The sequence below is a fragment of the Vibrio sp. 10N.247.311.51 genome (genome assembly GCF_041467855.1).
Lineage (GTDB): Bacteria > Pseudomonadota > Gammaproteobacteria > Enterobacterales > Vibrionaceae > Vibrio > Vibrio coralliirubri.
This window is the reverse complement of sequence record NZ_JBFSVK010000002.1, coordinates 194,722-218,863: the sequence shown is the minus strand read 5'-3', so window position 1 is coordinate 218,863 and position 24,142 is coordinate 194,722. Positions and strand designations below refer to the sequence as shown.

The 24,142-nt window shown below is 43.8% G+C and carries 28 protein-coding genes, 1 tRNA gene, 1 other RNA gene and 1 pseudogene; 24 read left to right on the top strand and 7 right to left on the bottom strand.

What is annotated here, in order from left to right; genetic code table 11:
* Nucleotides 1-149 precede the first annotated feature (149 nt).
* Nucleotides 150-234, bottom strand: a tRNA-Tyr gene (locus tag AB6E85_RS03155).
* A 389-nt stretch (nucleotides 235-623) separates the two neighbouring features.
* Here AB6E85_RS03155 and AB6E85_RS03150 point away from each other — a divergent pair.
* Both AB6E85_RS03150 and vexH read left to right on the top strand, forming a co-directional pair.
* Entirely contained in the window at nucleotides 624-1,700 is a 1,077-nt protein-coding gene (locus AB6E85_RS03150; protein ID WP_050644646.1) for an efflux RND transporter periplasmic adaptor subunit, read from the top strand.
* Nucleotides 1,700-4,813 (top strand): vibriobactin export RND transporter permease subunit VexH, encoded by a 3,114-nt coding sequence (gene vexH / locus AB6E85_RS03145; RefSeq protein ID WP_372077057.1) that lies wholly within the window; start codon nucleotides 1,700-1,702, stop codon nucleotides 4,811-4,813. Before AB6E85_RS03150 ends, vexH begins: the two co-directional genes overlap by 1 nt.
* A gap of 208 nt (nucleotides 4,814-5,021) precedes the next feature.
* Here the strand turns inward: vexH and AB6E85_RS03140 are convergent, their stop codons facing one another.
* A complete protein-coding gene (locus AB6E85_RS03140; protein ID WP_017094028.1) occupies nucleotides 5,022-5,345 on the bottom strand; it encodes a DUF1244 domain-containing protein in 324 nt (107 codons plus the stop codon).
* A 233-nt stretch (nucleotides 5,346-5,578) separates the two neighbouring features.
* Between AB6E85_RS03140 and AB6E85_RS03135 the strand changes: the two genes are divergently transcribed.
* From AB6E85_RS03135 to AB6E85_RS03100, 8 genes are all read left to right on the top strand, one after another.
* Nucleotides 5,579-6,073, top strand: coding sequence for a hypothetical protein (locus AB6E85_RS03135; protein WP_372141412.1), 495 nt, complete (start codon nucleotides 5,579-5,581; stop codon nucleotides 6,071-6,073).
* Between the two features lie 446 nt (nucleotides 6,074-6,519).
* The gene (locus AB6E85_RS03130; RefSeq protein WP_372141410.1) at nucleotides 6,520-7,185 is read left to right on the top strand and encodes a nucleoside-diphosphate sugar epimerase; all 666 of its coding nucleotides are present in this window, start codon (nucleotides 6,520-6,522) and stop codon (nucleotides 7,183-7,185) included.
* A gap of 61 nt (nucleotides 7,186-7,246) precedes the next feature.
* Nucleotides 7,247-7,753 (top strand): chalcone isomerase family protein, encoded by a 507-nt coding sequence (locus tag AB6E85_RS03125; protein ID WP_372141409.1) that lies wholly within the window; start codon nucleotides 7,247-7,249, stop codon nucleotides 7,751-7,753.
* Between the two features lie 79 nt (nucleotides 7,754-7,832).
* On the top strand, nucleotides 7,833-8,330 hold the full coding sequence (locus tag AB6E85_RS03120; RefSeq protein ID WP_372141407.1) for a hypothetical protein: 498 nt from the start codon (nucleotides 7,833-7,835) through the stop codon (nucleotides 8,328-8,330).
* A 54-nt stretch (nucleotides 8,331-8,384) separates the two neighbouring features.
* Nucleotides 8,385-9,251, top strand: a complete 867-nt coding sequence (locus tag AB6E85_RS03115) for a DUF302 domain-containing protein (RefSeq protein WP_372141406.1) — start codon at nucleotides 8,385-8,387, stop codon at nucleotides 9,249-9,251.
* A 368-nt stretch (nucleotides 9,252-9,619) separates the two neighbouring features.
* Nucleotides 9,620-10,123, top strand: a complete 504-nt coding sequence (locus AB6E85_RS03110; protein WP_372141404.1) for a hypothetical protein — start codon at nucleotides 9,620-9,622, stop codon at nucleotides 10,121-10,123.
* A gap of 16 nt (nucleotides 10,124-10,139) precedes the next feature.
* Nucleotides 10,140-10,688 (top strand): DUF3332 family protein, encoded by a 549-nt coding sequence (locus AB6E85_RS03105; RefSeq protein WP_050644638.1) that lies wholly within the window; start codon nucleotides 10,140-10,142, stop codon nucleotides 10,686-10,688.
* A gap of 84 nt (nucleotides 10,689-10,772) precedes the next feature.
* Nucleotides 10,773-11,045 (top strand): hypothetical protein, encoded by a 273-nt coding sequence (locus AB6E85_RS03100; RefSeq protein ID WP_048616802.1) that lies wholly within the window; start codon nucleotides 10,773-10,775, stop codon nucleotides 11,043-11,045.
* Between the two features lie 98 nt (nucleotides 11,046-11,143).
* Here the strand turns inward: AB6E85_RS03100 and AB6E85_RS03095 are convergent, their stop codons facing one another.
* The gene (locus AB6E85_RS03095; RefSeq protein WP_019820402.1) at nucleotides 11,144-12,211 is read right to left on the bottom strand and encodes a PLP-dependent cysteine synthase family protein; all 1,068 of its coding nucleotides are present in this window, start codon (nucleotides 12,209-12,211) and stop codon (nucleotides 11,144-11,146) included.
* A gap of 129 nt (nucleotides 12,212-12,340) precedes the next feature.
* On the opposite strand from AB6E85_RS03095, the gene AB6E85_RS03090 reads away from it, so the two are divergent.
* The gene (locus tag AB6E85_RS03090) at nucleotides 12,341-12,814 is read left to right on the top strand and encodes an Lrp/AsnC family transcriptional regulator (protein WP_017062025.1); all 474 of its coding nucleotides are present in this window, start codon (nucleotides 12,341-12,343) and stop codon (nucleotides 12,812-12,814) included.
* A gap of 89 nt (nucleotides 12,815-12,903) precedes the next feature.
* Entirely contained in the window at nucleotides 12,904-13,569 is a 666-nt protein-coding gene (locus AB6E85_RS03085; RefSeq protein ID WP_372141402.1) for a hypothetical protein, read from the top strand.
* 132 nt (nucleotides 13,570-13,701) lie between these two features.
* Here AB6E85_RS03085 and tesB read toward each other — a convergent pair whose 3' ends face one another.
* A complete protein-coding gene (gene tesB / locus AB6E85_RS03080) occupies nucleotides 13,702-14,562 on the bottom strand; it encodes an acyl-CoA thioesterase II (RefSeq protein ID WP_372141400.1) in 861 nt (286 codons plus the stop codon).
* 168 nt (nucleotides 14,563-14,730) lie between these two features.
* Here tesB and AB6E85_RS03075 point away from each other — a divergent pair, with 168 nt between their 5' ends.
* Complete coding sequence (locus AB6E85_RS03075) at nucleotides 14,731-15,171, top strand: YbaY family lipoprotein (protein WP_048609270.1); 441 nt, start codon at nucleotides 14,731-14,733, stop codon at nucleotides 15,169-15,171.
* A 75-nt stretch (nucleotides 15,172-15,246) separates the two neighbouring features.
* Here AB6E85_RS03075 and AB6E85_RS03070 read toward each other — a convergent pair whose 3' ends face one another.
* Nucleotides 15,247-15,549: an MGMT family protein gene (locus tag AB6E85_RS03070; RefSeq protein ID WP_050622134.1), complete on the bottom strand. Its 303-nt coding sequence runs from the start codon at nucleotides 15,547-15,549 to the stop codon at nucleotides 15,247-15,249.
* A 214-nt stretch (nucleotides 15,550-15,763) separates the two neighbouring features.
* On the opposite strand from AB6E85_RS03070, the gene AB6E85_RS03065 reads away from it, so the two are divergent.
* Nucleotides 15,764-16,507, top strand: coding sequence for a hypothetical protein (locus AB6E85_RS03065; RefSeq protein ID WP_017098799.1), 744 nt, complete (start codon nucleotides 15,764-15,766; stop codon nucleotides 16,505-16,507).
* 196 nt (nucleotides 16,508-16,703) lie between these two features.
* Nucleotides 16,704-16,800: signal recognition particle sRNA small type (ffs, locus tag AB6E85_RS03060), an RNA gene on the top strand.
* Nucleotides 16,801-16,903: 103 nt separating this feature from the next.
* On the opposite strand, the gene AB6E85_RS03055 is transcribed toward ffs, so the two are convergent.
* Nucleotides 16,904-17,665 (bottom strand): transporter substrate-binding domain-containing protein, encoded by a 762-nt coding sequence (locus AB6E85_RS03055; RefSeq protein WP_372141398.1) that lies wholly within the window; start codon nucleotides 17,663-17,665, stop codon nucleotides 16,904-16,906.
* A 287-nt stretch (nucleotides 17,666-17,952) separates the two neighbouring features.
* Between AB6E85_RS03055 and AB6E85_RS03050 the strand changes: the two genes are divergently transcribed.
* The 5 genes and pseudogenes from AB6E85_RS03050 to AB6E85_RS03030 all read left to right on the top strand — a co-directional run.
* Complete coding sequence (locus tag AB6E85_RS03050) at nucleotides 17,953-19,002, top strand: HlyD family secretion protein (RefSeq protein ID WP_372077123.1); 1,050 nt, start codon at nucleotides 17,953-17,955, stop codon at nucleotides 19,000-19,002.
* Nucleotides 19,003-19,074: 72 nt separating this feature from the next.
* Nucleotides 19,075-20,088, top strand: coding sequence for a DUF2955 domain-containing protein (locus tag AB6E85_RS03045; protein WP_372141397.1), 1,014 nt, complete (start codon nucleotides 19,075-19,077; stop codon nucleotides 20,086-20,088).
* Complete coding sequence (locus AB6E85_RS03040; RefSeq protein WP_017062227.1) at nucleotides 20,051-20,518, top strand: MarR family winged helix-turn-helix transcriptional regulator; 468 nt, start codon at nucleotides 20,051-20,053, stop codon at nucleotides 20,516-20,518. The genes AB6E85_RS03045 and AB6E85_RS03040 overlap by 38 nt, the downstream gene beginning before the upstream one ends.
* A 52-nt stretch (nucleotides 20,519-20,570) precedes the next feature.
* On the top strand, nucleotides 20,571-20,864 hold the full coding sequence (locus AB6E85_RS03035; protein ID WP_372141395.1) for a hypothetical protein: 294 nt from the start codon (nucleotides 20,571-20,573) through the stop codon (nucleotides 20,862-20,864).
* A 33-nt stretch (nucleotides 20,865-20,897) separates the two neighbouring features.
* Nucleotides 20,898-21,110 (top strand): annotated as a pseudogene (locus AB6E85_RS03030) (lipocalin family protein); the annotation flags it as partial.
* A 64-nt stretch (nucleotides 21,111-21,174) separates the two neighbouring features.
* Here the strand turns inward: AB6E85_RS03030 and AB6E85_RS03025 are convergent.
* A complete protein-coding gene (locus tag AB6E85_RS03025) occupies nucleotides 21,175-21,513 on the bottom strand; it encodes a hypothetical protein (protein ID WP_372104578.1) in 339 nt (112 codons plus the stop codon).
* A 236-nt stretch (nucleotides 21,514-21,749) separates the two neighbouring features.
* Between AB6E85_RS03025 and AB6E85_RS03020 the strand changes: the two genes are divergently transcribed.
* From AB6E85_RS03020 to AB6E85_RS03005, 4 genes are all read left to right on the top strand, one after another.
* The gene (locus AB6E85_RS03020) at nucleotides 21,750-22,583 is read left to right on the top strand and encodes an AraC family transcriptional regulator (RefSeq protein ID WP_372141393.1); all 834 of its coding nucleotides are present in this window, start codon (nucleotides 21,750-21,752) and stop codon (nucleotides 22,581-22,583) included.
* 104 nt (nucleotides 22,584-22,687) lie between these two features.
* Nucleotides 22,688-23,416, top strand: coding sequence for an AzlC family ABC transporter permease (locus tag AB6E85_RS03015; RefSeq protein WP_050650323.1), 729 nt, complete (start codon nucleotides 22,688-22,690; stop codon nucleotides 23,414-23,416).
* A 2-nt stretch (nucleotides 23,417-23,418) separates the two neighbouring features.
* Nucleotides 23,419-23,748 (top strand): AzlD domain-containing protein, encoded by a 330-nt coding sequence (locus AB6E85_RS03010; protein ID WP_029235401.1) that lies wholly within the window; start codon nucleotides 23,419-23,421, stop codon nucleotides 23,746-23,748.
* A gap of 62 nt (nucleotides 23,749-23,810) precedes the next feature.
* On the top strand, nucleotides 23,811-24,116 hold the full coding sequence (locus AB6E85_RS03005; RefSeq protein ID WP_017070270.1) for an NIPSNAP family protein: 306 nt from the start codon (nucleotides 23,811-23,813) through the stop codon (nucleotides 24,114-24,116).
* Nucleotides 24,117-24,142: the final 26 nt, after the last annotated feature.

Genomic DNA, 24,142 nt, shown 5'->3' with positions numbered 1-24,142 from the left:
GCCGGCAGATTTACAGTCTGCTCCCTTTGGCCACTCGGGAACCCCTCCAGGGTGTATCTTACTCTTCACAAAGTAAGCCTAAATTGATGTTTCCCATAAGCCCATCAACTAGGTTGTTCTCTTAACTCTTAAAAGAGGCAAGAAGAATATGGTGGAGGGAGACGGATTCGAACCATCGAAGGCGGAGCCGGCAGATTTACAGTCTGCTCCCTTTGGCCACTCGGGAACCCCTCCAGGGTGTTTTTTCCTAACTCATAATGGATAGGCTAAAGAGATGTTTTTCCCAACGCATCTCTCAAGTGCGGAGCGCATCATAGCAAACACGCTAAACGTGTAAAGGGTTTTTCTTATGGTTTTGTGTTAAATGCTGCCTTTTTGGGCAAAGATGGCGAAAAGTACGCATATTGCTCGTGAAGTGAACATCTGTACTAAGGTTTACATACTGAGGGGTAACACCTTGAGGTGATTGGCTTTCTGTATTGTGTTCAATGTGTCTAAAGCGTGATGAAACGTAAATGGAATTTAATCTAGATTTACACTTCTTGACGTTACAGTATTCATTAGTTGATAGAATACGGTTAATTTCATTTATAGATAATAAATCTTACTTGCAGACCATTATTATGAAGCATAAATCTGTTTTAACCCTGCTTAGCTTGTCTATTCTTATGGCGTCTCCAGCCGTACTTGCTAAGCGTATGGGCCCTAGCACTGTCACTGTTGTTACTGAGCAGGTTGATATTCACCAAGTTAGCCAATCTCTTTCGTTGGTCGGTAAGTTAGAAGCCGAGCAATCAGTAATGATCACTTCTGAAGTGGCTGGCAGAGTGGACTCTATCAACATTAAAGCCAATCAAGATGTCACTAAAGGGCAGATGTTGGTTCAGCTTGATGACGACAAAGCGAAAGCGGCGGTTGCAGAAGCGCAAGCTTATCTAAAAGACGAGCAACGTAAGCTAGCGGAATTTCAACGCCTAGTGAAACGTAACGCGATCACGCAAACTGAAATTGATGCTCAGAAAACGAACGTAGAGATCGCCAATGCTCGTTTAGCTGCTGCAAATGCCAATCTGAAAGATCTTCACATCAGCGCGCCATTCTCGGGCACTGTTGGTTTTATCGACTTTAGCCGCGGTAAAATGGTTACAGCCGGTACTGAACTCGTGACCCTAGACGACCTATCGGTAATGCAATTAGATTTGCAGATCCCGGAGCGCTACCTTTCTAAACTGTCTAAAGGTATGAAAGTAACGGCTCGCACCAGCGCATGGGGCGACACTCAGTTCACTGGTACTGTAGTAGGCATTGATTCTCGTATTAACGCTGAAACCTTGAACCTTCGAGTTCGAATCCACTTCGATAACAATAATGATTATCTAAAGCCAGGCATGTTGGTGGCAGCGGATATGGACTTCCCACCAGTGGAAGCGCCAATCATTCCAGTTCAAGCGCTTGAGTATTCAGGTACGAAGCGTTTCGTTTATGTTATCGACGAAGATAATAAAGCAACTCGCACTGAAGTTTTCCTTGGGGCTCGTATTGATAACGAAGTCGTGATCGACAAAGGCATCGAAATTGGCCAGAAGATCGTGGTGCAAGGTATCGTGAACATGCGTGACGGCGTCTTGGTTCAAGAGCTTGCCGTTAATCGCCCAGCTGATGCAGCAAGTGATAAAAAAGCACAAGAAGGCGCTAACTAATGTTGTTATCTGATGTTTCTGTAAAGAGACCAGTAGCGGCCGTCGTATTGAGCCTACTATTGGTTGTGTTTGGTATTGTCTCTTTCAATAAGCTCGCGGTTCGTGAGATGCCAGATATTGAAAGCCCGGTAGTATCGATCAGTACTCGTTATGAGGGTGCGTCTGCCACCATCATTGAAAGCCAAATAACCTCCAATCTTGAAGACCAGTTATCCGGCATCAGTGGTATCGATGAGATCGAATCCACAACGCGTAACGGTATGTCGCGTATCACGATTACTTTTGAGCTCGGTTACGACCTCAATACCGGTGTGAGTGATGTTCGTGATGCGGTAGCTCGAGCGCAGCGTTCATTGCCAGATGAAGCCGACGACCCTATTGTTTACAAGAACAATGGTAGTGGTGAAGCTTCGGTTTACATCAACTTAAGTTCTACAGAGATGGACCGAACGCAGTTAACCGACTACACCGAACGTGTGTTGATTGACCGCTTTAGTTTGATTTCTGGCGTGAGCTCAGTGGATATCTCAGGTGGCTTGTACAAAGTAATGTACGTCAAGCTGAAACCTGCGCAGATGGCGGGTCGTGGCGTGACTACCTCGGACATCACATCTGCGTTGAACAGTGAGAACATTGAAAGCCCTGGTGGTGAAGTACGTAACGATGCGATTGTGATGTCGGTTCGTACTGCTCGTTCTTACACTGAAGCGGAAGACTTCGAATACCTAGTCGTTAAACGTGCCTCTGATAACACACCTATCTACTTGAAAGACGTAGCGGATGTTTACATTGGCGCAGAAAACGAGAACTCGACCTTTAAGAGTGACGGCGTTGTTAACGTAAGTATGGGTATTGTGCCTCAGTCAGATGCGAACCCACTTGAGGTGGCTGACTTAGTTCATAAAGAAGTCGAAGCAATTCAAAAGTTCTTGCCAGATGGTACTCGTTTAGCTGTCGATTATGACTCAACAGTCTTTATCGACCGCTCAATCTCAGAGGTATACAGCACACTCTTTATCACGGGTGGCTTGGTTATCCTTGTGCTTTACATCTTTATTGGTCAAGCACGTGCAACACTTATTCCAGCGGTAACCGTACCTGTATCTCTGATCTCGTCGTTTATTGCCGCGTACTACTTCGGTTTCTCTATTAACCTGATTACCTTGATGGCACTTATCCTGTCGATTGGTTTGGTGGTCGATGATGCGATCGTGGTGGTTGAGAACATTTTCCACCATATTGAACGTGGTGAGTCACCGCTGCTTGCTGCCTATAAAGGTACTCGTGAAGTAGGCTTCGCGGTAATCGCAACAACGCTTGTATTGGTAATGGTATTCCTGCCAATCTCGTTCATGGACGGCATGGTTGGTCTGTTGTTTACCGAGTTCTCTGTATTGCTTGCTATGTCGGTGATCTTCTCGTCGTTAGTCGCATTAACGTTAACGCCAGTGTTAAGCAGTAAAATCCTAAAAGCGAACGTTAAACCAAACCGTTTCAATTTGTTTGTCGAGCGCGTATTTGGCAAACTTGAATCTGGATACCGATCGGTATTGCGCCGTGCTCTAAACTGGCGTTGGGCGGCTCCAATCATCATTATCGCGTGTATGGGCGGTAGTTATGGCTTGATGCAACAAGTGCCGTCGCAACTGACGCCACAAGAAGACCGTGGTGTTATCTTTGCGTTTGTTCGTGGTGCCGATGCAACCAGTTACAACCGTATGTCTGCCAACATGGACATCGTTGAAGAGCGCTTAATGCCCTTGCTTGGTCAAGGCTTCTTGAAGTCATTCAGTATTCAATCACCAGCGTTTGGTGGTAATGCGGGCGACCAAACGGGCTTCGTAATCATGATCCTAGAAGATTGGGATGAGCGTGACGTTACCGCACAAGAAGCGTTGAACGAAGTTCGTAAATCGTTGAACGGCATTCCAGATGTGCGTGTATTCCCGTTCATGCCGGGCTTCAAAGGTGGTTCAAGTGAGCCTGTTCAATTCGTACTTGGCGGTTCTGATTACTCTGAACTGCAGAAGTGGGCAGAGATCTTAAAGCAAGCCGCTGAAGACTCTCCAATGATGGAAGGCGCGGACATCGATTACTCTGAGAAGACACCAGAGCTATTGGTAACCGTAGATAAGCAGCGTGCAGCAGAGCTAGGTGTTAGCGTTTCAGACATCTCAGATACGTTAGAAATCATGCTTGGCGGTCGCAGTGAAACGACCTTCGTTGACCGTGGTGAAGAGTACGACGTGTACCTGCGTGGTGATGAAAACAGCTTCAACAACGCGAACGACCTAAGCCAAATCTACATGCGAACCCAGTCTGGTGAGCTGGTTACACTCGATACGCTGACGCACATTGAAGAAGTGGCTTCATCGATTCGTTTGTCGCACTACAACAAGCAGAAATCGGTGACCATCAAGGCGAACCTAATGGAAGGTTACACGCTAGGTGACGCGCTCGATTTCCTTGATGAACAAGCGATTGAACAGCTACCCGGTGATATTTCAGTGAGCTACTCTGGCGAGTCAAAAGACTTCAAAGAGAACCAATCAAGTATCCTAGTGGTATTTGCGCTAGCGATGCTGGTCGCATACTTGGTACTGGCCGCGCAGTTTGAAAGCTTCATTAACCCGCTGGTGGTGATGTTCACCGTACCTATGGGTATCTTTGGTGGCTTCTTAGGCTTGGTGCTGATGAGTCAAGGGCTCAACGTCTACAGCCAGATTGGTATGATCATGTTGATCGGTATGGTAACCAAAAACGGTATCTTGATCGTTGAGTTTGCTAACCAACTTCGTGACCGTGGTATCGAGTTTGAAAAGGCGATCATTGATGCTTCGGCTCGACGCTTACGTCCAATCATGATGACGGCATTCACGACACTAGCCGGTGCAATCCCATTGATTACTTCAACGGGCGCAGGCTATGAAAGCCGAGTGGCTGTGGGTACGGTTATCTTCTTCGGTATGGGCTTTGCGACACTGGTCACTCTGTTCGTTATCCCTGCGATGTACCGACTGATTTCTGGCTCAACACGCTCTCCGGGTCACGTGGAAGCGGAGCTTAATAAAGAGCTTAGCCATGACAACGTGGGAAGAACCTCTCACGGTTAGTTGGTAAAACCAAGGGCTAGACTCTAGAAAGTTGTTATAGCCCTTAAGTTTAAAGCTTGATAAAGAAAGCCCAGTAACTGGTGTCCAACTATTGGAGGCAGTTACTGGGCTTTTTGTTTGCTAAATATTGATGATTGAAAGTAGGAATGCGTTCAATCGAAAATAAAACTTCGCTCAGGATACGAACTCTTATTTGGTGTTCAATTTCTTAACTCTTTTTCGCTTGGCGAGCTTCAAACGCGGCCAATTGTTCAGGCGTCGCTTTCGGTTGATGGTTAGCTTTCCATTCATCGTAAGTCATACCATAAACACGTTCACGTGCATCGTCTAAATCTAAATCGACTCCCATCAATTCAGCTTCTGCTGCATACCATTTGCTAAAGCAATTTCGGCAAAAGCCAGCCAAGATCATTAGGTCGATGTTTTGCACGTCTTTATTGTTGTCTAGATGAGATAATAGGCGACGAAATGAAGCGGCATCTAGCTTGTCTTGTTCTTCTTGAGTTAGTTGCTTGTATTTGAATTCAGCCAAAACTCTTTCCTTTTCAAGTTAATGATTATCCTTAATTAGAGTCTACACGGCTGCGAGATTGACGCCAATACTCATTCACTGGTTTGAGTATGTACCCCTCAGATTTCTAGGTCCTTATAGGATAATAAAATTACAACTAGACCGGTCGGTCTGTGTTGTGTATTATTCATTCAACACTTCAAATTAGACAATCAGACCATTGAAGCAGAAAACCGGAGAGAGGAGATCAAAGCATGACATTAGCATTTGAAACATACTTGGCTATTGGTTTATCGATGGCGCTGTTAAGCCTTTGGAAAACCTATTCAGGTCCTGCCATTGCCGCGTTTCTATCTTACTCCTACCCAGAAATGCTGTTGTTTAATTTAATCCCAGCGATGATTGCTGCGTATGCAGGTTGGAAAATTGCTCCCGTCTATTCAACTTTATTTAAGAAACAAAAAGGCGCTGTCTTTAAACCAAAACTCAGAAAATTCATGAAAAAATGGAATCAATACGGTCAACTTTCGATGGCTATTTTGGCTCCTGTCTTAGTCGGAATTCCGAGTTATACCTTTGTTTCGAAACGATTGAATCAAAGTGGCGTGAAAACATTTGGCATGCTGATATTGTCTATTTTAGGCTGGAGTAGCTTGGCTTATAGCTGTTTTGCGTTCCTAGATGTTGGTCAGTATGTGGCGATAGAGAACATTATTCCCGAGTCTGTTCTTGAGAATATTCAGCAATAAATAGATTAATTTACACAACTTGCAGTGCGCGAAACGGAGACTAACTCCTAACACGTAAAGTGTTCATGTTGTTTCGTCGCCATTGGCGATTTGAAAGCTTGTCCCCTTAGATATCCTCATTGAGCTCTCGCTCGGTTTTAAGTACCAAACACTTCAACGACTCATTTAATGACCAAGTCATCGATATCTATACTGATACTTAAATCGGCTCTTACCGGTTCTTGGAGTATCAGTAACGGTCTCCCCAAAACTTGTCGAGCGTACGCGTTTTAACCCCTCACTAATCAGATCTATATTCCAGAGCCCAATGCGTTTCATCTTCGAATATGTAAACCGATCAGTCTAATTCTGACAAAGTTGACAATATTCTAACTAGACCGGTCGGTTTGTTGTGTTTATTATGTATACAACGTCGAGACGACATAACTTTAAACGGTGAATTTCATATGAATAGATCAATCATTATTGCTGGTTCGAGTGGCTTAGTTGGACGAGAAACGCTGAGTACTTTATTAGGCAGTCAGAATATCAGTACTGTTTACGCACTGTCTCGACGTGAACTCAATACGCAGCATCAGAAATTGAAGCAGATAATTGACAGTAATCTAAGTGTTCCTGCAATCCATTTAGATTCAGATCTTCCGAACGTTGGGATTATCGCTTTAGGTAGCACGATTAAAAAATCGGGTACCAAAGATAAACTTCGTGCAATTGATGTTGACCTAGTCGTGTCGACCGCAGCAAACATGAAAGATCTTGGCGTGAAACACTTAATCGTCGTGTCATGTCTTGGAGCTGATAGTAAAGCTCGCTCGCATTACCTTCGCTGCAAAGGGGAGATGGAAAATGACGTTGAATTACTTGATTTTGAGAAAACGACTTTCCTACATCCGGGCCCGTTGGCGGGGGATCGACAGGAGAAGAGAACTGACGAAAAGTTACTTCAAGGTGCTCTTAAGGTACTTAAGCCGATGATGATCGGCAGAATGAAAAAATACCGACCAATTCAAGCATCGAATATTGCAAACAGCATTTTGGTTCATTTGACATTTCCGAGCTCAAGAAAGGTGGAGAGATTAGATTCTCTCGACATGATGAAGCTAGCGTCTTAGCCCGATCTCGGCATTAGCGAGTACCTGCGATGTTTAAATCTGAATGTAGGAAGAGATACCAATGAGATACAAAGTAACATTTTTGTTGATGACTCTTGTGATGGCCGGGGAAGCGTTCAGTCACGAGCTAAAAAACGAGCCTTCGCATGCGCAATTTGAATCGTGGGCATACGATGATTATCGAATGGTCGCAGAAAATACTCGCACATTATGGTTTGTCGACTATTACGATATTAGACACTTGAAAAGCAAAGAAGGTGATAGCGCACTTCTATTGACGTTTACGCCTGAGAAGTTAACACAAGAAAAAGTCACAACAGCCACTATTGAGGCGCTGGAAGAGTCGAACCCAGGCATCAATATGAAAGACTCAAATATCCAAAAACTAGTGGATAGCCTATCCATGCCGCTGATTAAAGACGATGTGATTGCCATTATCTACAGAGGGGAAACGATGCAGATTCAATATAACAATGACGTTGTGTATCAGGCTAAAGCATCTTCAAAACAGAGTGTTGCTTTAAGGAATATCTGGCTAGGCGAGACCCCTGTTGATGATTTGCTATAACAGCCAACTAAAGTGGGGCAAGTTCCTCATGATAATGGTGTTAACTTTGCCATCGTTCGTTGCTATGAGTGGAGAAAATATGATGATGAGAATTGAGAAAGCTGAGTACAGAGAGTTTGCGAAGGGACTTAAGTATGAGTTGGTATTTCGAAACTTAGGTAAACAGGTATTTTCTGAACTCAAACATAACCCGCCAGGCAGTATGACAGCAAACAGCTTGGACTTGCTCAGTAAAATGGAGCAACACAATACCATTGTGATGAACCCTGTCCGCAAACAACATGGCGTTGATAGCACTATTCATTGTAAAGATAAGTTCTTTGCTAAAACAGTGACGTTGTCTTTGAAAGTGATGCCATATTTAGGGGCGAGATATTTAGAGGGCAGCGCAGAGCGATTTGTTCATCAGCTCAAGGATATTCAAGCATCCAGCCCAGCCGGTTATGAAAAAGAAATGACTTATATGGTAGAGCATGAAAAAGCGCTGTATGGGTACTTAGTCCATTTGAATGATGGTGACCTAAAGCGCGCCCATTCGGTCCTTGAAGACTTTGTTTCCGAACATAATATTCAATAGATTTGATTGTTTCGTTTTGTCTTCAATCATTTTCAAACACTAAAGAGGTTATCTATGAAAAAACTGTCTTTAATTGCTTTGTTTGTTCTGCCCATTCTAGGTTGTGAAACGACCGTTGATCAGAGCGCTCATCAATCTCAACTAAATGCCGTTGATGGGAGTGTGCTCATTGTTGATCGAAACGCTGAAGATAAAGGTTTAGATAAAGTATTAACTATCGACCATTCTCGATTAGCTGGACAGGCAAATGAATATTTAGCGCCAAGTCGAGTGGACTTTTATACCGACGATAAGTTGAATACCCAGTTGCTCAAAGACAGTTTACAAGTAGGGCTCGATTTACCATTTCGTATTTTGAATTATGTTGAAAATGGTGAGCAAAAAGTAATTTATACCGATGCTCAGTTTATTCAAAAGCGACACGGAATAATGGATAACGAAGCCCTTGAGCAGTACGCAGAAAAAACGGCATCGCTAACTAATGGGCTAGATAACATTGCTCCAGTTCAGAGCGAAGGCTTAACAAAGAACTACGGCATTGAAACATTAGTATCAGAGTATGATTTTGAAACGACACTGAACAATATTAAACGAGATGTTCTTGCTCAAGGTGACACGGTTTGGTTTATGAACTGGGACTTTAAGGCTAGAGCAGAAGCGATTGGTGAGTCACTACCTAATGCGACCCTGCTCGTTTTTGGTGGGCCAGCGCCAGGTGCAAAAGCAATGACCGATTTCCCAAGTATTGGATTGGATGCTTTTGGCCAAAAAGTATTAGTGACTGAAGAAAACGGTCAAGTGACGGTTGCTTACAATAATATTGTCGACATGTCTGAAATCCATTATCAGGACAATGCAATTTCTCATAAGGTCATTAACTTTCGATTGGGTAAAACTCTCGGCGGTGCGGTAGAAAAATAATTTATCGCCTTACGATTTATATCGATAATTAACATCTAATTAATTCACATTAATAAAAAGCCATGTTTTTAAAATTATGGTGTGGCTTTTTATTACCTAAAAACAACGGCTAATTTAATAGCCTAATTTTAACACTGCCATTTGGCATTGAAATTTAACCATTGGAATATCATGAAAACACAACTTTTAACATTATCTTCTTTATTTGTTATTTCTTTTCTAGTGTAGTATCTGCGAACGATACAACGAATTCAGAAAATGTAGAACAAGAGGTACAAGCTGAAAATAATTATCACAATCAAGATATCAGAAATGTTCAGAGTAGTATTAAAGCTGGATACGATACACAAGAGTTTGAACGATATGACGTGAATATAATAGGCGTTGAAGCTACCTACGGTATTAATGATAAAGCTAGCATCGGTTTAAGCTACGATACTCTTGATATTGACTTTGGTAATGATAAATTAAATGACCATTATGATAGAGAAGATGTCATTACACTATCTGGCCAATACAATATTTCAAATAACATTGTTATTGATGGTGAGTGGAATATCTCTGGAGACTACGACAATCTTACCGTCGGTGGTAACTACGTCGCTGATGCTGGCTTTGGTGCATGGAACGTGGGTGCCAACTATTCAACTGGTGATGTGAGCGACGGCTTTGACCTAGAAGCGGGCGTTTTGGTGCCATTTGGTAACATGTATTACCGCGGTGATTTTACTTACTTCTTGGATTCTGATGTCGACACTGTGTTTGAAAATGCGCTGGGTTGGACTAACGGCAATGTTGATGTGAATGCATCCGTAACTATGTATGAATTTGACGATACCTCTGTTGGTATTGAATTCGGTTACTATTTCTAAGTCGTAGGTAGATGAAATGAAAATCTTCAGTAAAAAGAGTTCGATCAAGCTTGCGGGTATCCTGTTACTTGCCCCAATTCTTAGCGGTTGTGTCGGTAGCAATTTCACGACAAAAAAGTTAATGGAATTCAACATAAAGGTTGTTGATAACCGCTATGCACGTGGCGGTGTTAACTTCTTATTGGTACCCGTTTATGGCTTTACAACATTGGCAGATTACTTCGTTGTTAACTCAATCGAGTTCTGGACGGGGTCAAACCCTTTCGACGGCACTCCGCATATCTTTGATAGTAAAGTCGAGACAATGATTGATATTAATGGCGATCTTGATCCTTCACTACGTGATGCACCGATTGATCCTCTGACGTACCACAACATTGAAGACAGCCACATAAGAACCATTGACGAAAATACTATTGAGATGGAAGTGACTTATGTTGACGGCACTTCTTCAACCGTAACCGGCGTGAAGGAAGGTGCAAACGTTAAGTACTTTGTTGATGGTGAGTTTGTCTCTGAAACCTCTGTAGAGGCGTTATCAGAAGCATTTGAAGTGAGCTCATAATCATCCATTGTTAAAGTGAACTTTATTGTTCGCCTATTATTTCTAAATATTTACGATTAATAATCAAGCTTTCAGGATATTAATATGAATCAATTTGGCGTGACTGGTTTTATTGTGAAAAGTAGCCTTACTAAAAAGAATATTCAACCTGTCGATGATATGTCTTATCCGGGGTGTAGCTTTTTAGTGCAAACAGATAACTTTCTAGTGTCATGTTGTTCATTAGATAAATATATTGATAATGCGTTTGAAACTCTGTTTAACACAAAAGGCAAAGTTAAACTGGAAGGGTTTTTGTTTGTAGATACTTATAGTGATAATGCATCTTTGTCTGTAGTGACAAAAATAACACAGTAGTAGCGATTAATAAGCGTCTTAATAGGGGCTTGTTATAAAGAAAAAGGACGAAGTTAACTTCGTCCTTTTTGTTATTGTAAACTTGTTAGTTAATGTACTTAAGCCAACTCACCCGTTTGCGAGAAAGCTTCTAGCTTCGCTGCATAAGGTTGTAGGTCTCCGATATTCAGATTTACCCACTCGTCATTGAAGTAAGTATCTAGGTAACGCTCACCGCTGTCACATAGCAAAGTCACAATAGAACCTGTTTCGCCACGTGCTTTCATCTCACTGGCCAACTGAAGCACACCGTACATGTTAGTCCCGGTTGATGCGCCAACCTTACGACCAAGAATGTCAGATAACCAATGTGTCGTTGCGATACTTGCTGCGTCTGGGATTTTACGCATTTCGTCAACCACACCAGGAATGAAGCTTGGTTCTGCTCGTGGGCGACCAATGCCTTCAATCTTGCTGAATGTACTACCTTTCACGTTCGCATTGCCTGTTTGGAAGTATTCGTGGAATACAGAGTTCTCAGGGTCCACAACACAAAGCTTGGTTTCATGCTGTTGGTAGCGAATGAAACGGCCAATCGTCGCTGAAGTACCGCCAGTACCTGGGCTCATTACTACCCAAGCTGGAACTGGGTGATCTTCCATCTGCATTTGATTGAAAATCGAGTTCGCGATGTTGTTGTTACCACGCCAGTCGGTTGCGCGCTCAGCGTAAGTAAATTGATCCATGTAGTGACCATTCAACTCTTCTGCTAAACGGCGAGACTCATCGTAAATTTCATCTGAGCGGTCAACAAGATGCGCTTGGCCGCCGTAGAATTCAATCTGCTCAATCTTCTTCTTCGCTGTGCATTTTGGCATTACCGCAATAAACGGCAGGCCAAGTAGGCGAGCAAAGTACGCTTCAGATACCGCAGTGCTACCCGATGAAGATTCAATGATTGTTGTTTCTGGGCCAACCCAACCGTTACAGATAGCGTATAAGAAGAGAGAACGCGCTAAACGGTGCTTTAAAGAGCCTGTAGGGTGTGTGCTTTCATCTTTAAGGTAAACATCAATGCCTTCGATACTTGGTAGATCGAGCTTGATAAGGTGCGTATCCGCTGAGCGTTGGTAGTCCGCTTCAATTTTACGAATCGCGTTGTTAATCCATTGATGGTCAGTGCACATAAGCGTTCTCCTGATCGAGTGTAGGAATTCTTTGTAATTGGTATGGTTCTAATTTATCCATAATCGGAGAGAAAAACTTTGCCATATTTGCTTTGTTTTGCTTAAATTGTAGAAAATTATTCTCTTTAAATGCGATTTGGTGAAAGTGTGATAGATGCCGTAGATAAAAAAATATTAGGGTTACTGCAAGAAGACAGCACCCTGTCATTGAACGATATTTCTGAAGCGGTCAATCTCACTACAACGCCTTGTTGGAAAAGGCTTAAGCGCCTCGAAGAGAACGGTATTATTGAGAAAAGAGTCGCACTGCTGAACCCGGAAAAACTGGATCTTTCCTTTACCGCGTTCGTATTAGTGAAAACCAGTGATCATTCTCATGAGTGGTATGGTCGTTTTGTGAATACTGTGTCGGAATTTCCAGAAGTGATGGAGTTCTATCGCATGGCTGGCGAATATGATTATATGATGAAGGTTCAGGTTAAAGATATGAAGTGCTTTGATGATTTCTATAAGCGCTTGGTGAATAGCATTGATGGTATTTCTAATGTGACCTCGACGTTTGCGATGGAACCATTGAAGTACACGACAGCATTGCCGCTTTAAGCTACGCCTAGTTACGCATTAACAATCGTCTGAGTTTAACTATCGTCTCAGTTTAGATCTCGCCTCTGCGATAAAGAAAAGGATTATTCATGTTTGCAAAAGTATCTACCGCTATCCAGCTAGTATTGGCGGTCGCCATTTTTTACTTGGGTTACACCATTTACTCATTGACCAATAAAGTCGGTGAAATCGTTGATACTTACCCGCAGGTTATCGAAGACATATCGGGCCTCACCAAAGGGCTCAAAGTAGAAGAGCTTTTAGCGCTTGCTGAACATGTCAGCGATCTTGCTCCTCAGGTGTTAAACACTGTCGAAGAAGTTAGAAAGACGATCGATGATGTGAATCAAACCGTGGCCTCGGTCGACAACAAAATCCCTGCGATATTAGATGAAGTCAAAAATGTTCGAACGGAAGTCGAGCAGGTAAGAACCGATGTTATTCCACCAACATTAACGGAATTAAAGAGATACCGCGTAGACGTAATGCCACCAATGCTCGCTGAAAGTAAGTCTTACCGCGAACAGACTATTCCTGTCATCGTCACTGAATCTGAAATGCTACGAGCGGAAGTCCCAGGTATTTTGGCACAAGCTAATTTGTTAGCGGATAAGAGTAAAGAGCTCGCTCAGGGAGCCGCAGAGGGCGCGGTGAAAGGCGTAGTGTTATCGCCATTTAACCTACTGCGAGACGCAGGTGATGGCATTAAAACGCGAGTTCAAGGCGAGTTTGACCCAACGTTAGAAGTTGAGTAGGTTTTATTGATTTTTGCGTGACGGGTTTTCTTAAGCGTCATTAAAGAAAGAGGCTAGGTATAAACCTAGCCTCTTTTTGTTTGTGCGTATTTGGGGCTTATAAGAAGCGTTTATCCGCTATTTATTTGAGCGCTATTTAGTAAAACGCATCACACCTTCTTGTACTGCTGTCGCTACCAGTTCACCTTTCTGGTTGAAGATCTCGCCTCTAACTAGGCCGCGAGTGTTCGCTGCCGTTGGGCTTTCAATCGCATAAAGCAGCCATTCATCCATCTTGAATGGGCGATGGAACCAGATTGAATGGTCAATCGTCGCCACTTGAAAATTTGGCGTCATGATAGAGACTTCATGTGGGTGAAGCGCCGTAACCAAGAATCCCCAGTCCGATGCGTAAGCAAGCAGGTATTGGTGAATCAATTGGTTGTCTGGCATCGCGCCATTTGATCTTACCCAAAGATACTGTTTCGCTTCCGTCTTCTTAGGTTTCAGTGGGTTTACTACCGTCACCGGACGCATCTCAATCGGCTTTTCGCCACAGAAGGTTTTGCGCAGTTTCTCTGGTAAGAATTCCGCAATGTGGCTCGCTAATTCAGTTTCTGAGGCAAAGTTCTCTGGTCCCGGAATATCAGGCATTGAAATCTGGTGCTCAAACCCTGGCGCATCGCCATGATAAGAAGCCGTGAGATAGAAAATAGGGCGACCATTTTGAATCGCTTTCACACGGCGCGTGCTAAAGCTGCGTCCATCTCTTAGGTTCTCAACATCGTAAATAATTGGCTTTTCAGGATCGCCGGGAAACAGAAAATAACTGTGGAACGAGTGAACGCTACGGTCGTCTTGAACGGTATAACGAGCAGCAGAAAGCGCTTGTCCCAATACCTGACCGCCGTATACCTGTGGTAGGCCTAGGTTCTCACTTTGCCCACGGAATAAACCTTCTTCCAGTTTTTCTAGCTGAAGTAAACTTAGTAATTCTTGTAAAGGTTGACTCATCGCCAGCATTCCTCTTCGTAAAATGGGTGTCAGATTATGGTGTTAATCATTTAGCTTAGTCAGATATCTGTCAATAAATCATAGGGTTTCAAGACAGAATATGAAAGCTCTCTTATAATTGGTCAGTAGATTTGCCGAGTCCGGCAAACATGTTGAGAGAAATTGAATATGAAAAAGGCTCTAATTCTTATTACGTCTTTAGTATCGTTTGGCCTACTTGTTGGTTGCCAAGCAACATCAGAAACGAACGCTTCTCAAGAAGTGGTTGCAGAGAACACTCAAGTGATTTCAGGAACAGTGAGCTACCGTGAAAGAATTGCATTGCCAGAGAATGCAGTAGTTACCGTTACGCTAGAAGATATCTCACTGGCTGACGCACCATCGACGGTTATCGCAACTCAAGAGTTCACCACAGACGGTAAGCAAGTACCGTTCGCATTCGAGTTAAGCTACGACAACGACAAAATTAAAGCTAACCACCGTTACAACATGCGCGCATCGATTCATGTTGACGGCAAACTGCGTTTCACTACTGACACGATTAAGTCAGTAATTACTGATGTAGAAAATACACAGCAAGCAGACCTACGTTTGGTTGGTGTTCGTTAATCAGAAATCGATGCCACTGTTAAGGCATCTTGAGTGGTTTAACTTAGCCAGTTGAATTAGCGATTAGTGGCAGCTCTAGGGCTGCCATTTGTATATTCTGAGTTTAACTTTTCCTGCGTCACTCACCTCAATCCCTTCTTTAACCAAATGCTGCTTTTGTCGGTCGAACGAATCACCCTTTAAAGAGATTTCACCCTTGCTGTTTATTACTCGATACCAAGGCAGTTTGCTACCTTCTGGCAGGTTACCCAGCGCTTTACCAACATGGCGCGCATAGCCCGGAAATCCTGAAAAACGTGCTATGTCTCCATAAGTTGTTACTTTCCCATATGGAATTTGGTGAATCACAGCAAAGATTTGGCTCAAAAATTGGTCCATACTAAATGTTCCTAGTTCATAAATACCAATCACAGTAAATAAGTGTTCAAAAATAGCGCAGGGAAAAAGCTTGAGAGCAAGGCAGATTTTTTTGATAAGTAGTCATTCTCCAATCAAAAAATCTAACGAGGTTATCGAGTTTTTTAACAAGCTAGGGTGACCAGTTAATTACTACGATTGGTATGGTACCACGGATCGGTAGAAGGAGAGGGCTATGGTATTTACAACGTTTCAGTTCTTGATCACCACATTATTAGCGGTTGTTTGCGCGAGAGCAATCAGTTTAAGTGAGGGAGATATCCCGGTGCTTGCAATGGTAATTCCTGCTTTATGGATTTTACCGCAGGGGGGCATAGCAGGATTAGCTTTGCTTGTTTCCATGACCACTTATGGTCTAACCCTTCCTTTGCAGCCCATCACGCTGTCTGTCAGTGCGTGGGTACTGTTCCCGCTATTGATGGTGGTCTTCTCAAGACGCAGTAGTTTGTCGGTCGTGATTATTTCCGGCTTAATTGTGACTACTTTGCAGGTCGGGATCATGGTCACGCAATCAGCAGGCAAGCTTGAAGGCGTCCCGTGGGTTACCACACTTCAAACCTTATCAATCATCGTGATTTGGTGGGCGGCAAATCACCTTAAGCCAGCCAGCCGACACAGCTGGTGGTCATTAGGTTTAATACTTCCGTTATGGATAGCCGATTTACCTTATGCCGCTTTAGTTGCCTTGTGTTTAACGGGCATCATGGCATCGATGGAAACGCTGACGCGCTTGAAAACCTTCCGCTGGAATAAACTACTGTGTTGGACACTGCCAACGGTCGGTTTTGCGGCTCTGGTGATTACTCCAAGCATCGAAGTACCAAGCCCAGTCTTTGTGGTGTGGTTGTGTCTATTAGGTACCGCGTGGATGACAGACTACATCATTCGCACAGAAGATAACGAAGACATCGATATCTAGTACTCCAGCAATCCAAACCTTCCAAATACAGGTAAATGGTGAATTTACCTGCGATTTTCTAGTGGTTTGAATAAAGGATAAGCACTTAGACCGCAATTGTTCAAAAATAGGGTGGAAGGGCTTGCAATGGTTGCTGTGATGCTTAATAATCCAATCACTCTTTGAGGCAAGCCTCATAGAAAACGAATCTATGGGGGCCTGGTCCTCCCGCAACAATAGCTCGTGAACTCGGTCAGGCCTGGAAGGGAGCAGCCGCAGCGAGTGACTTGTGTGCCGGGATGTGGCTGGGTTCCCACCCCTTAAAAAAGCCGCTCTTTATGAGCGGCTTTTTGCTATCTGAAGCTTTCTAAAGTGAACAACAGTTCGCAATTAGTTTAGTCCACACTGCATACCAAACTATTCGTAAATGCTGTATGAAAAGTATTTACTCGCAATTTTTTGGTGCTGGCCATTGTCGATCAGCTTTTGTATTCCGCTATCGATAAGATCTTTTAATTCGTCATCTTGTTTTCTAACAGCTACACCAATACCGCGCCCAAACCATTTTTCTTCTGTAAATTTAGGACCCGTAAAGTGGTAGTCCTTACCTTGCTCCGTTTCAAGAAAGCCTGCGTTGAGCCCCATTGAACCACCAAACACGCTATCTAGGCGCCCGTTGAGTAAATCGGTAAAGGCTTCGTCGAATGATCCATAACGCTTGATATCTACATTTGGGTAGATCTCGGAAAGGTATTTATCACCAATGGTAGCGCGCTGAACTCCAATTGTTAGTTCATTTAAGCTGCCGTCATCCATATTGATTTCACGCCCTTTTTCCATGACAAAACGAGTGGGAACTTTAGCGTAAGGCATCGTGAAGTTAACTTTCTTTTCACGTTCTTCGGTAATTGTCATAGCCGCTATAATTGCATCGTTTTTACGGCTTAAAAGCGAAGGGATAATCCCGTCCCAGTCAGTTTTTGAGATGATACATTTTACTTCTAATTCGACACACAAGGCGTTGGCTAAATCGACTTCAAACCCCTCTAATTCACCATCTTGCGTTGTCCAGCTGAATGGTGGGTATGCTCCTTCCACCGTAAATCGGATTTGCTTCCAATCTTTTGCGTAAGTAAATACTGAGAAAACACTGACGAATACAACAAATATCCACTTCATTTTTATTTCCTTATAGTTTTAATGGATAAGTATGGTTAATCAAATGTTAAAGAATATCAATGTTAATGCATATCATTGTGAGCAAAGGCATTAGATAACTTCTGGAACTCTTGCTTCCCAAACTAATTACACGACTTTTTCTTATCTAAATTTCTATTTATATCTTTCATAAACAGTAGCTTGCTGTACTTCTCGCAAGATCTTTAAGATCCGCACCTTTGATTTATGTTGCATCTGAAACAAAAGTCAATACAATGAGTGCATTATTTTGTTGTAGGTGAAACATTATGGCTAATAAAGCGTATCAATGGATGCTCTATCTAACACTTGGCACCAGTGCCTTGTTTGCTCTTTTCTTGGTGGCAAGTGACAACCTTGCGCCGTTCACAACTCAAGCTCAATTGCACATTCCAACCAGCCGTATTGCTGCAGAAGTGTCGGCGCCAGTGGTGGAGTTGGCTGTTAAGAATGGTCAGGATGTAAAAAAAGGGGACGTGCTAGTTCGCTTAGATCCAACTCGTTTTGAATTGGCGTTAACTCAGGCTGAAGCGGCTTTGGTTGAAGCAGAGCAAAGCTATGAAGCAAACAAGCAGCACTTGCATGGTGCAGAAGCGACGTTACGTCAGCGCCAACACGAAGCTGTGAATGCCGAGAGAAAATTGAAGCGTAACCAGCAATTGATTTCGAGAAAGCTTGTTAGCCAAGAAACGCTAGACGATAGCCGAGCGGACACGATTGTAAGACAGCAAGCCGTCGAAGCTGCGCAAGCCGATATTGAGCAGATAAAAGCTGAGCTTGCGAAAAGCAGCGACAACGGTGCTTTGGCCGTTGCTCGAACTCGCGTTGAACTGGCGCAATTGGATTTGGACAAAACGAAAATCGTCGCGCCTGTTGATGGCGTAATCAGCAATCTCAACCTTAACTCAGGAACCTATGTTGGCGCTGGCAGCCCCGTTTTGTTTTTGGTTGATCGCCAGCATGCTTGGATTAACGCAGACTTCAACGAAAAGGGCAGTGCAAATCTGACTGCGGGAACAACCGTTCGTTTGGTGTTTGATGCAATGCCTGGTGAGGTGTTTGAGGGAAATATTCAAGGTCGTGAACTGGCTATCTATGATGCGAGCAGCGACAACAGCGGCCTCGCGAAAGTCGTGAATGATGATCGCTGGATTCGAGACCAACAAAAAGTGCGTACACAAGTAACGCTGCCGTCACTTGATCACTCATTGTTCTCAGGCTCTAAAGTGAGCGTGATGGTGGTGCCTGAAGCGACGTTTTGGGATGTGATCGGAAGTGCATGGATGGAAGTACTAGCTCGCATTCGTTACCTAGTTTAACTGTGCTCTTCAATCATCGACTAACTGACTACCCACTAACGAAATATCGATTTACGACCTAAGAGGCAGATTATGAATAACGAAGTTCGAGGCCCGATTAACTGGTCTGAAGTAGCTTGGATCAGCGCTATCGTGTCTTTGGGTATGTTGGCTCAACTTTGGCTACAGCTAGGTGTTGCGGCGTACCTCGCTCTTTATCCGGTAATGGCGGCGACCAAGATTAACGACTACTCAGTGAGAGGTATGCTCAAAGCGTTTCTCCCTATCTTGGGTGTCGCTTGTGTGGCTCTGCTTGTCGATCAGTTATTTGCTTCACACCCGACAGTGGTTTGGGGGATCAGTTTATGGGTATTTGATTTAGCAAGAAGGTGGGCCGACACGCCTGCCAAACTTGGGAAAATCTACATCCCATTGCTCAATTGGTTTTTGGTGATTGTGTTTGCACAACATGGCCCAATGCCGATGACGGACTGGGTTCGCGATATAGCAGTGAGCATGGTGACGACCATGGTTGTGGTGAGATTTGTGATGCTGTTCTTAAAGCCGCCCAAAGCGATGCCGCCGCTGCCAATGCAAAGTGTTCCTGTAACGTACCAGCAGCGAGTGATATATGTGGTCATGCTTGGCGTTGGTTTAGCATTTTTGATGATGGTCGATTTGATTGCCGCGACGTTCTGCATGATGCCTGTGATTATTGCGGCTGCGCAAAGTGAACGCATGAACTATCAAATGGTGGTGAAAAACTGTTTACAAGCCCACGTTGGTGGTTGTGCATTGGCGTTGGTCTTCGTCACCTTGTTAGCGGGGCAACACTCCTATAATTGGGTGTATATCATTGGACTCACAAGCTTGGTGACCATGATAGCAATTTGGATCAGCGGTAGTCGTGGTGGCGTGCGAGGTATGCATACTGAAGCGATGTTAGGAACTATGCTACCATTGCAACTCTATGTTTCAGCAACCGATCTTGGTTTGCAAGATACCTACTTTCGTGCAGAGTTAATGTCCATCGTGTTGGCATTATTAGTGGTCTGCCAAGGAATTATATATGGAAAATCAACCAGCATTATCCATCACCGGAATTGATGCACTCGACAGCAATCCTATGTTCTTAATGGGCTTTGCTTACAAACAGTTTCGAGCTCAAGTCACCGCTGAGATGGGCACCACTTCAGGCATTTCTCTAGAGATGTTTGGTGCGCTTCGAGTGTTAGATAAGCATGGCAAAATAACTCAGCAAGAGTTAACCAATTACTTGCTTCGAAATCGCTCTGTGACCAAGCGTTTGGTTGATAACGCGATTAAGCTGAACCTTATTGAGGCCAGCAAGAGTGAAACGAACAAAAAGGTAAAACTTCTTTCTTTAACGGAAGAGGGCAAGAAGCTTGCCGAATATTGTGAGCCTATGGTCGATAGTATCAGCGAGCAGTTTCAGAGTGCGTTGAGTGAAGACGAATCCAAGCAGTTACAGACCTTGTTGGCTAAGCTTGTAAAAACAGACCAATTCGTCGACTGATTATGCGATCGAAGATGTGGGTCTAATAACAATCGAATAAAGAGTAAGTGACATGACATACAAAATATTAGCGATGCTAATGATTAAGCTGTTGTTTACGTTTCGTGGCAGTAAACCCACGTCTAAAATCCCCGCCTCTGACTTTGATGCCGAACGCTTCGCTGGTACATGGTATTCCGCTTGTTATATCCCGCATCCATTGCAATCAAAGCTCGGTTCTTTGTCGTTTAGCTTTTTATTTGAATCTGACGGTAATCTTAAGCTGACAACTCGGGGTTACAACGCGAAAAAGAATGAGTGGAAGACCAAAGAACAAGCCGCAACATTTAAGGGCTCTCAAACCTAAGCGTGGTTTTCAGTCGAAGCGAATAGCCCTTATGAGCAGCAGAGAAAGGTGATTTTCTTGGATGAAGATTACACTCAGGCTTTGTTGGTGGGTCCTACCAAAAATACCTTACAGATCTTGTATCGCACTGCAGAGTTCACCAAACAAGACTTAGACTCGCTGCTCGAACGGGCACAGAGCATGGGTTTTAAAACCAGTAAGCTAGTTCGTGTGTCACAACATATCAATGATGTGTCTGAACAATAGAGTAAGTTCGGCTAGTCCTGACTAGGTAGCTCGGCTAATAAGCAAACAACATTGCTAACCCGTCTTAATTCGCTGGCAACACCACTGCCGACGCTTCTTCGTCTGAATCTTCTTTGTCTTCTACTTGGTCAGTAACCCAATCAATTGTCTTTGTTAGATAAAGTTTGTTGGTTTCGGTGTCACACCAACTCTTGGATAACCCTCTTCGATTGAATTCACTGCCAATTGCTGCGAGAGTCTGGTTGCTTGAGCGCCCGTAATACAAGGTGTCGCACAGTTGCAGGTTCGACATGGATTGTGGGTATGTGTTAACCGACGAGGAGTTCATGCTCAGTGCTTTTGATTGGTTATGAGTACATCCTGTTAGGCTCAGGAAAAAGAAAAGGATTAGCGTATTTTTCATGGTGTATCAGGTCTATTGCCGATGATTTGAAGACAGTATTGGCGTGTATGATTAAATTATTGTCAATTTTTTGCCAACTAGTTATAGACCAAGACTTTCCTCCCAATTAGAGAGCGTTATTAAGCCAACGACAAAAACAGTATTAACAAACAAAAGCGCAATTTTGTACAAAAGCTGAAAGAGACTATAGAGTAGACTGATAAGTCGCTCGATAATCAACAGGCTTGGGAATTGTTATGGAGAACAAGAAACGCTCTAAAGAAAAGGCCGAATATAAGATAACCGAAGAGCTCGGCGGCCTTGAAATTCTTAATGCTGAATACGAAAAGCAGAACTTCTCGCGCCACAGCCACGAGGGCTACACGCTGGGAGTCATCGAGCAGGGCGCTCAGCGTTTCTATCGAACGGGCGGACATCATATTGCACCACAAAATGCGATTATTCTGGTCAATGCCGACGAAGTTCATAGCGGTCACTCTGCTACTGAAGGCGGTTGGGCGTATCGAGCCATGTATCCACTCCCTGAGCAACTTGTCAAGATCACTCAAGAGCTTAACCTACCCAATTACGGCGCGCCTTACTTTCCAAGAGCGGTTGTTGAAGATCCTGAACTCGCTAATCAATTGAGGCTGGTCTTCAACACGATTGATGAATCCGACAATCGCCTGTTAAGAGAGACCTTGATGTACGGGATGTTGGTTAAGCTGATTAGCCGACATGGAAAATCGCCGCTTAACCCTCAACTCGATGGGAAAACTCAGCGCCAGCTTGTCTTGGTTAAAGAGTTCTTAGATGACTTTCCACAAGCCGATGTGTCCCTAGAAGAGCTATCTAAGTTAGCGGCATTAAGTCCGTTTCACTTGGTACGTTCTTTTCAAAAAGAGTTTGGTCTTCCGCCACATGCGTATCAGATCCAATCTCGGCTAAGGCTTTCTCGTAAGTTATTGAAACAAGGACATACTATTTCTGATACCGCGCAAGAGTGTGGCTTCCACGATCAAAGCCATTTTCATCGACACTTCAAAAAAGCCAATGGCTACACGCCGGGGCAATACATCAAAATGCTCTAAATCGGACGCATTAATTCGTTCGCGAAATCGAGCAAGTTTGTACAATCGAACCGACGCCACTCTTCTTACATTGAATAGCCAATGTGAAGAGAGAAAAGAATGATATGGATAGCGAAACAATGGATAGACGAACACAGTTATGGAAAGGCGTTTTAGCGGGAATGCCTTTGAGTATTGCGGTAATTCCTTGGGGAATTCTTGCGGGCTCATATGCGATAGATGCTGGATTGAGCCAGCTTCAAGCGCAAGCGATGTCGGCTATTTTGTTTGCTGGCTCAGCGCAACTTGTCGCTGCGGGTATGTTCAAAGCGGGTATTGGTTTAGGCACCATGTTGTTGACCACACTGTTCATCACTTCAAGGCACTTTCTGTATAGCGTATCGATGCGTGACAAAATCAGCCATCTTCCTACGCGTTGGCGTCTATTACTCGGATTTTGGCTCACCGATGAGCTGTTCGCGATTTGTAGTGGGCAGTCTCAGCAAGAGTTTAATCGTTGGTATGCTGCGGGTGTAGGTGGTGGTTTTTACCTTGTTTGGAATATTGCGAGCTTCGTTGGCATTGTCGCGGGAAGCCAAATTCCTTCGCTTAATGAAATTGGGCTCGACTTCGCGGTCGCAGCAACCTTTATCGCCTTGGTGTTCCCATTAATCCGAACTCTACCCGTCGTGGTGTGTGTGGTTGTTTCACTGGTCACTTCGGTTGCCATGTCGGTTAACAATATTGAGGGCGGGCTAATGATTGCAGCGATTGCCGGTATGTTAGCGGGCTTTTTCAGTGAATCGTTCCAAGAGCGAAACAACGGTAACAAGACAATCGTGGAGGGGAAATAGAGATGATTTGGTTAACGATATTCCTCATGACTGCGATTGTTTTCTTTAGTCGGTATCTGTTTCTTGAGCCTGCAATCCCGCTTCGACTCAATCAAACCGCAAGGCGCCTATTACGCTATTCAAGCCCCGCGGTGCTGACTGCGATTTGGGGGCCGATTGTATTTGCTCCTGAACAAACATTTTGGCCAAGCCTTGAAAACCCATACTTGATAGGCGCGGTGGTCACAGGTCTGTTGATTTGGAAAACAGGCAATGTGCTGCTAACGATTGGCGTCAGCATGGCGGTGTTTTTGTTCTATAACCTTGTCGCGGTTGATTACCTTTTCTCGTGAGCTTCAACTTCAATGTCAACTTAGGCTTTGTGTTTCTCCTATTATTTAAGGGCTGTATAAATATGATTACTTGTTATGTTCGATATGTGATTGATCCTAAAAAGGTAAATGAGTTTGAGGCATACGCAAAAATGTGGATTCCTCTGGTCGCTAAATTCGGGGGCCAACACAATGGTTATTTTTTACCGTCGGAAGGGGCGAACAATATTGCCTTGGCGCTGTTTACCTTTGAAAGTTTGGCTGCCTATGAGGAGTATCGGATTAAATCGCTGAACGATGCTGAGTGTATTAAAGCGTTTGAATTTGCAGACGAAGTTGATTGCATCGTGAGTTATGAACGCAGCTTTTTTAGACCTGTTTTAGAGTGATAGACCTTGCAACGTATAGCGTGGTG

Excerpts from the sequence above, each read along its gene's own strand:
- AB6E85_RS03095 (WP_019820402.1), bottom strand. The coding sequence starts at position 12,211 with ATGTGCACTGACCATCAATGGATTAACAACGCGATTCGTAAAATTGAA.
- tesB (WP_372141400.1), bottom strand. The coding sequence starts at position 14,562 with ATGAGTCAACCTTTACAAGAATTACTAAGTTTACTTCAGCTAGAAAAA.
- vexH (WP_372077057.1), top strand. The coding sequence starts at position 1,700 with ATGTTGTTATCTGATGTTTCTGTAAAGAGACCAGTAGCGGCCGTCGTA.
- AB6E85_RS03020 (WP_372141393.1), top strand. The coding sequence starts at position 21,750 with ATGGAGAACAAGAAACGCTCTAAAGAAAAGGCCGAATATAAGATAACC.
- AB6E85_RS03015 (WP_050650323.1), top strand. The coding sequence starts at position 22,688 with ATGGATAGCGAAACAATGGATAGACGAACACAGTTATGGAAAGGCGTT.
- AB6E85_RS03105 (WP_050644638.1), top strand. The coding sequence starts at position 10,140 with ATGAAAATCTTCAGTAAAAAGAGTTCGATCAAGCTTGCGGGTATCCTG.
- AB6E85_RS03120 (WP_372141407.1), top strand. The coding sequence starts at position 7,833 with ATGATGATGAGAATTGAGAAAGCTGAGTACAGAGAGTTTGCGAAGGGA.
- AB6E85_RS03150 (WP_050644646.1), top strand. The coding sequence starts at position 624 with ATGAAGCATAAATCTGTTTTAACCCTGCTTAGCTTGTCTATTCTTATG.
- AB6E85_RS03010 (WP_029235401.1), top strand. The coding sequence starts at position 23,419 with ATGATTTGGTTAACGATATTCCTCATGACTGCGATTGTTTTCTTTAGT.
- AB6E85_RS03050 (WP_372077123.1), top strand. The coding sequence starts at position 17,953 with ATGGCTAATAAAGCGTATCAATGGATGCTCTATCTAACACTTGGCACC.
- AB6E85_RS03100 (WP_048616802.1), top strand. The coding sequence starts at position 10,773 with ATGAATCAATTTGGCGTGACTGGTTTTATTGTGAAAAGTAGCCTTACT.
- AB6E85_RS03005 (WP_017070270.1), top strand. The coding sequence starts at position 23,811 with ATGATTACTTGTTATGTTCGATATGTGATTGATCCTAAAAAGGTAAAT.
- AB6E85_RS03040 (WP_017062227.1), top strand. The coding sequence starts at position 20,051 with ATGGAAAATCAACCAGCATTATCCATCACCGGAATTGATGCACTCGAC.
- AB6E85_RS03135 (WP_372141412.1), top strand. The coding sequence starts at position 5,579 with ATGACATTAGCATTTGAAACATACTTGGCTATTGGTTTATCGATGGCG.
- AB6E85_RS03115 (WP_372141406.1), top strand. The coding sequence starts at position 8,385 with ATGAAAAAACTGTCTTTAATTGCTTTGTTTGTTCTGCCCATTCTAGGT.
- AB6E85_RS03085 (WP_372141402.1), top strand. The coding sequence starts at position 12,904 with ATGTTTGCAAAAGTATCTACCGCTATCCAGCTAGTATTGGCGGTCGCC.
- AB6E85_RS03125 (WP_372141409.1), top strand. The coding sequence starts at position 7,247 with ATGAGATACAAAGTAACATTTTTGTTGATGACTCTTGTGATGGCCGGG.
- AB6E85_RS03130 (WP_372141410.1), top strand. The coding sequence starts at position 6,520 with ATGAATAGATCAATCATTATTGCTGGTTCGAGTGGCTTAGTTGGACGA.
- AB6E85_RS03035 (WP_372141395.1), top strand. The coding sequence starts at position 20,571 with ATGACATACAAAATATTAGCGATGCTAATGATTAAGCTGTTGTTTACG.
- AB6E85_RS03025 (WP_372104578.1), bottom strand. The coding sequence starts at position 21,513 with ATGAAAAATACGCTAATCCTTTTCTTTTTCCTGAGCCTAACAGGATGT.
- AB6E85_RS03065 (WP_017098799.1), top strand. The coding sequence starts at position 15,764 with ATGGTATTTACAACGTTTCAGTTCTTGATCACCACATTATTAGCGGTT.
- AB6E85_RS03070 (WP_050622134.1), bottom strand. The coding sequence starts at position 15,549 with ATGGACCAATTTTTGAGCCAAATCTTTGCTGTGATTCACCAAATTCCA.
- AB6E85_RS03055 (WP_372141398.1), bottom strand. The coding sequence starts at position 17,665 with ATGAAGTGGATATTTGTTGTATTCGTCAGTGTTTTCTCAGTATTTACT.
- AB6E85_RS03045 (WP_372141397.1), top strand. The coding sequence starts at position 19,075 with ATGAATAACGAAGTTCGAGGCCCGATTAACTGGTCTGAAGTAGCTTGG.
- AB6E85_RS03075 (WP_048609270.1), top strand. The coding sequence starts at position 14,731 with ATGAAAAAGGCTCTAATTCTTATTACGTCTTTAGTATCGTTTGGCCTA.
- AB6E85_RS03090 (WP_017062025.1), top strand. The coding sequence starts at position 12,341 with ATGCGATTTGGTGAAAGTGTGATAGATGCCGTAGATAAAAAAATATTA.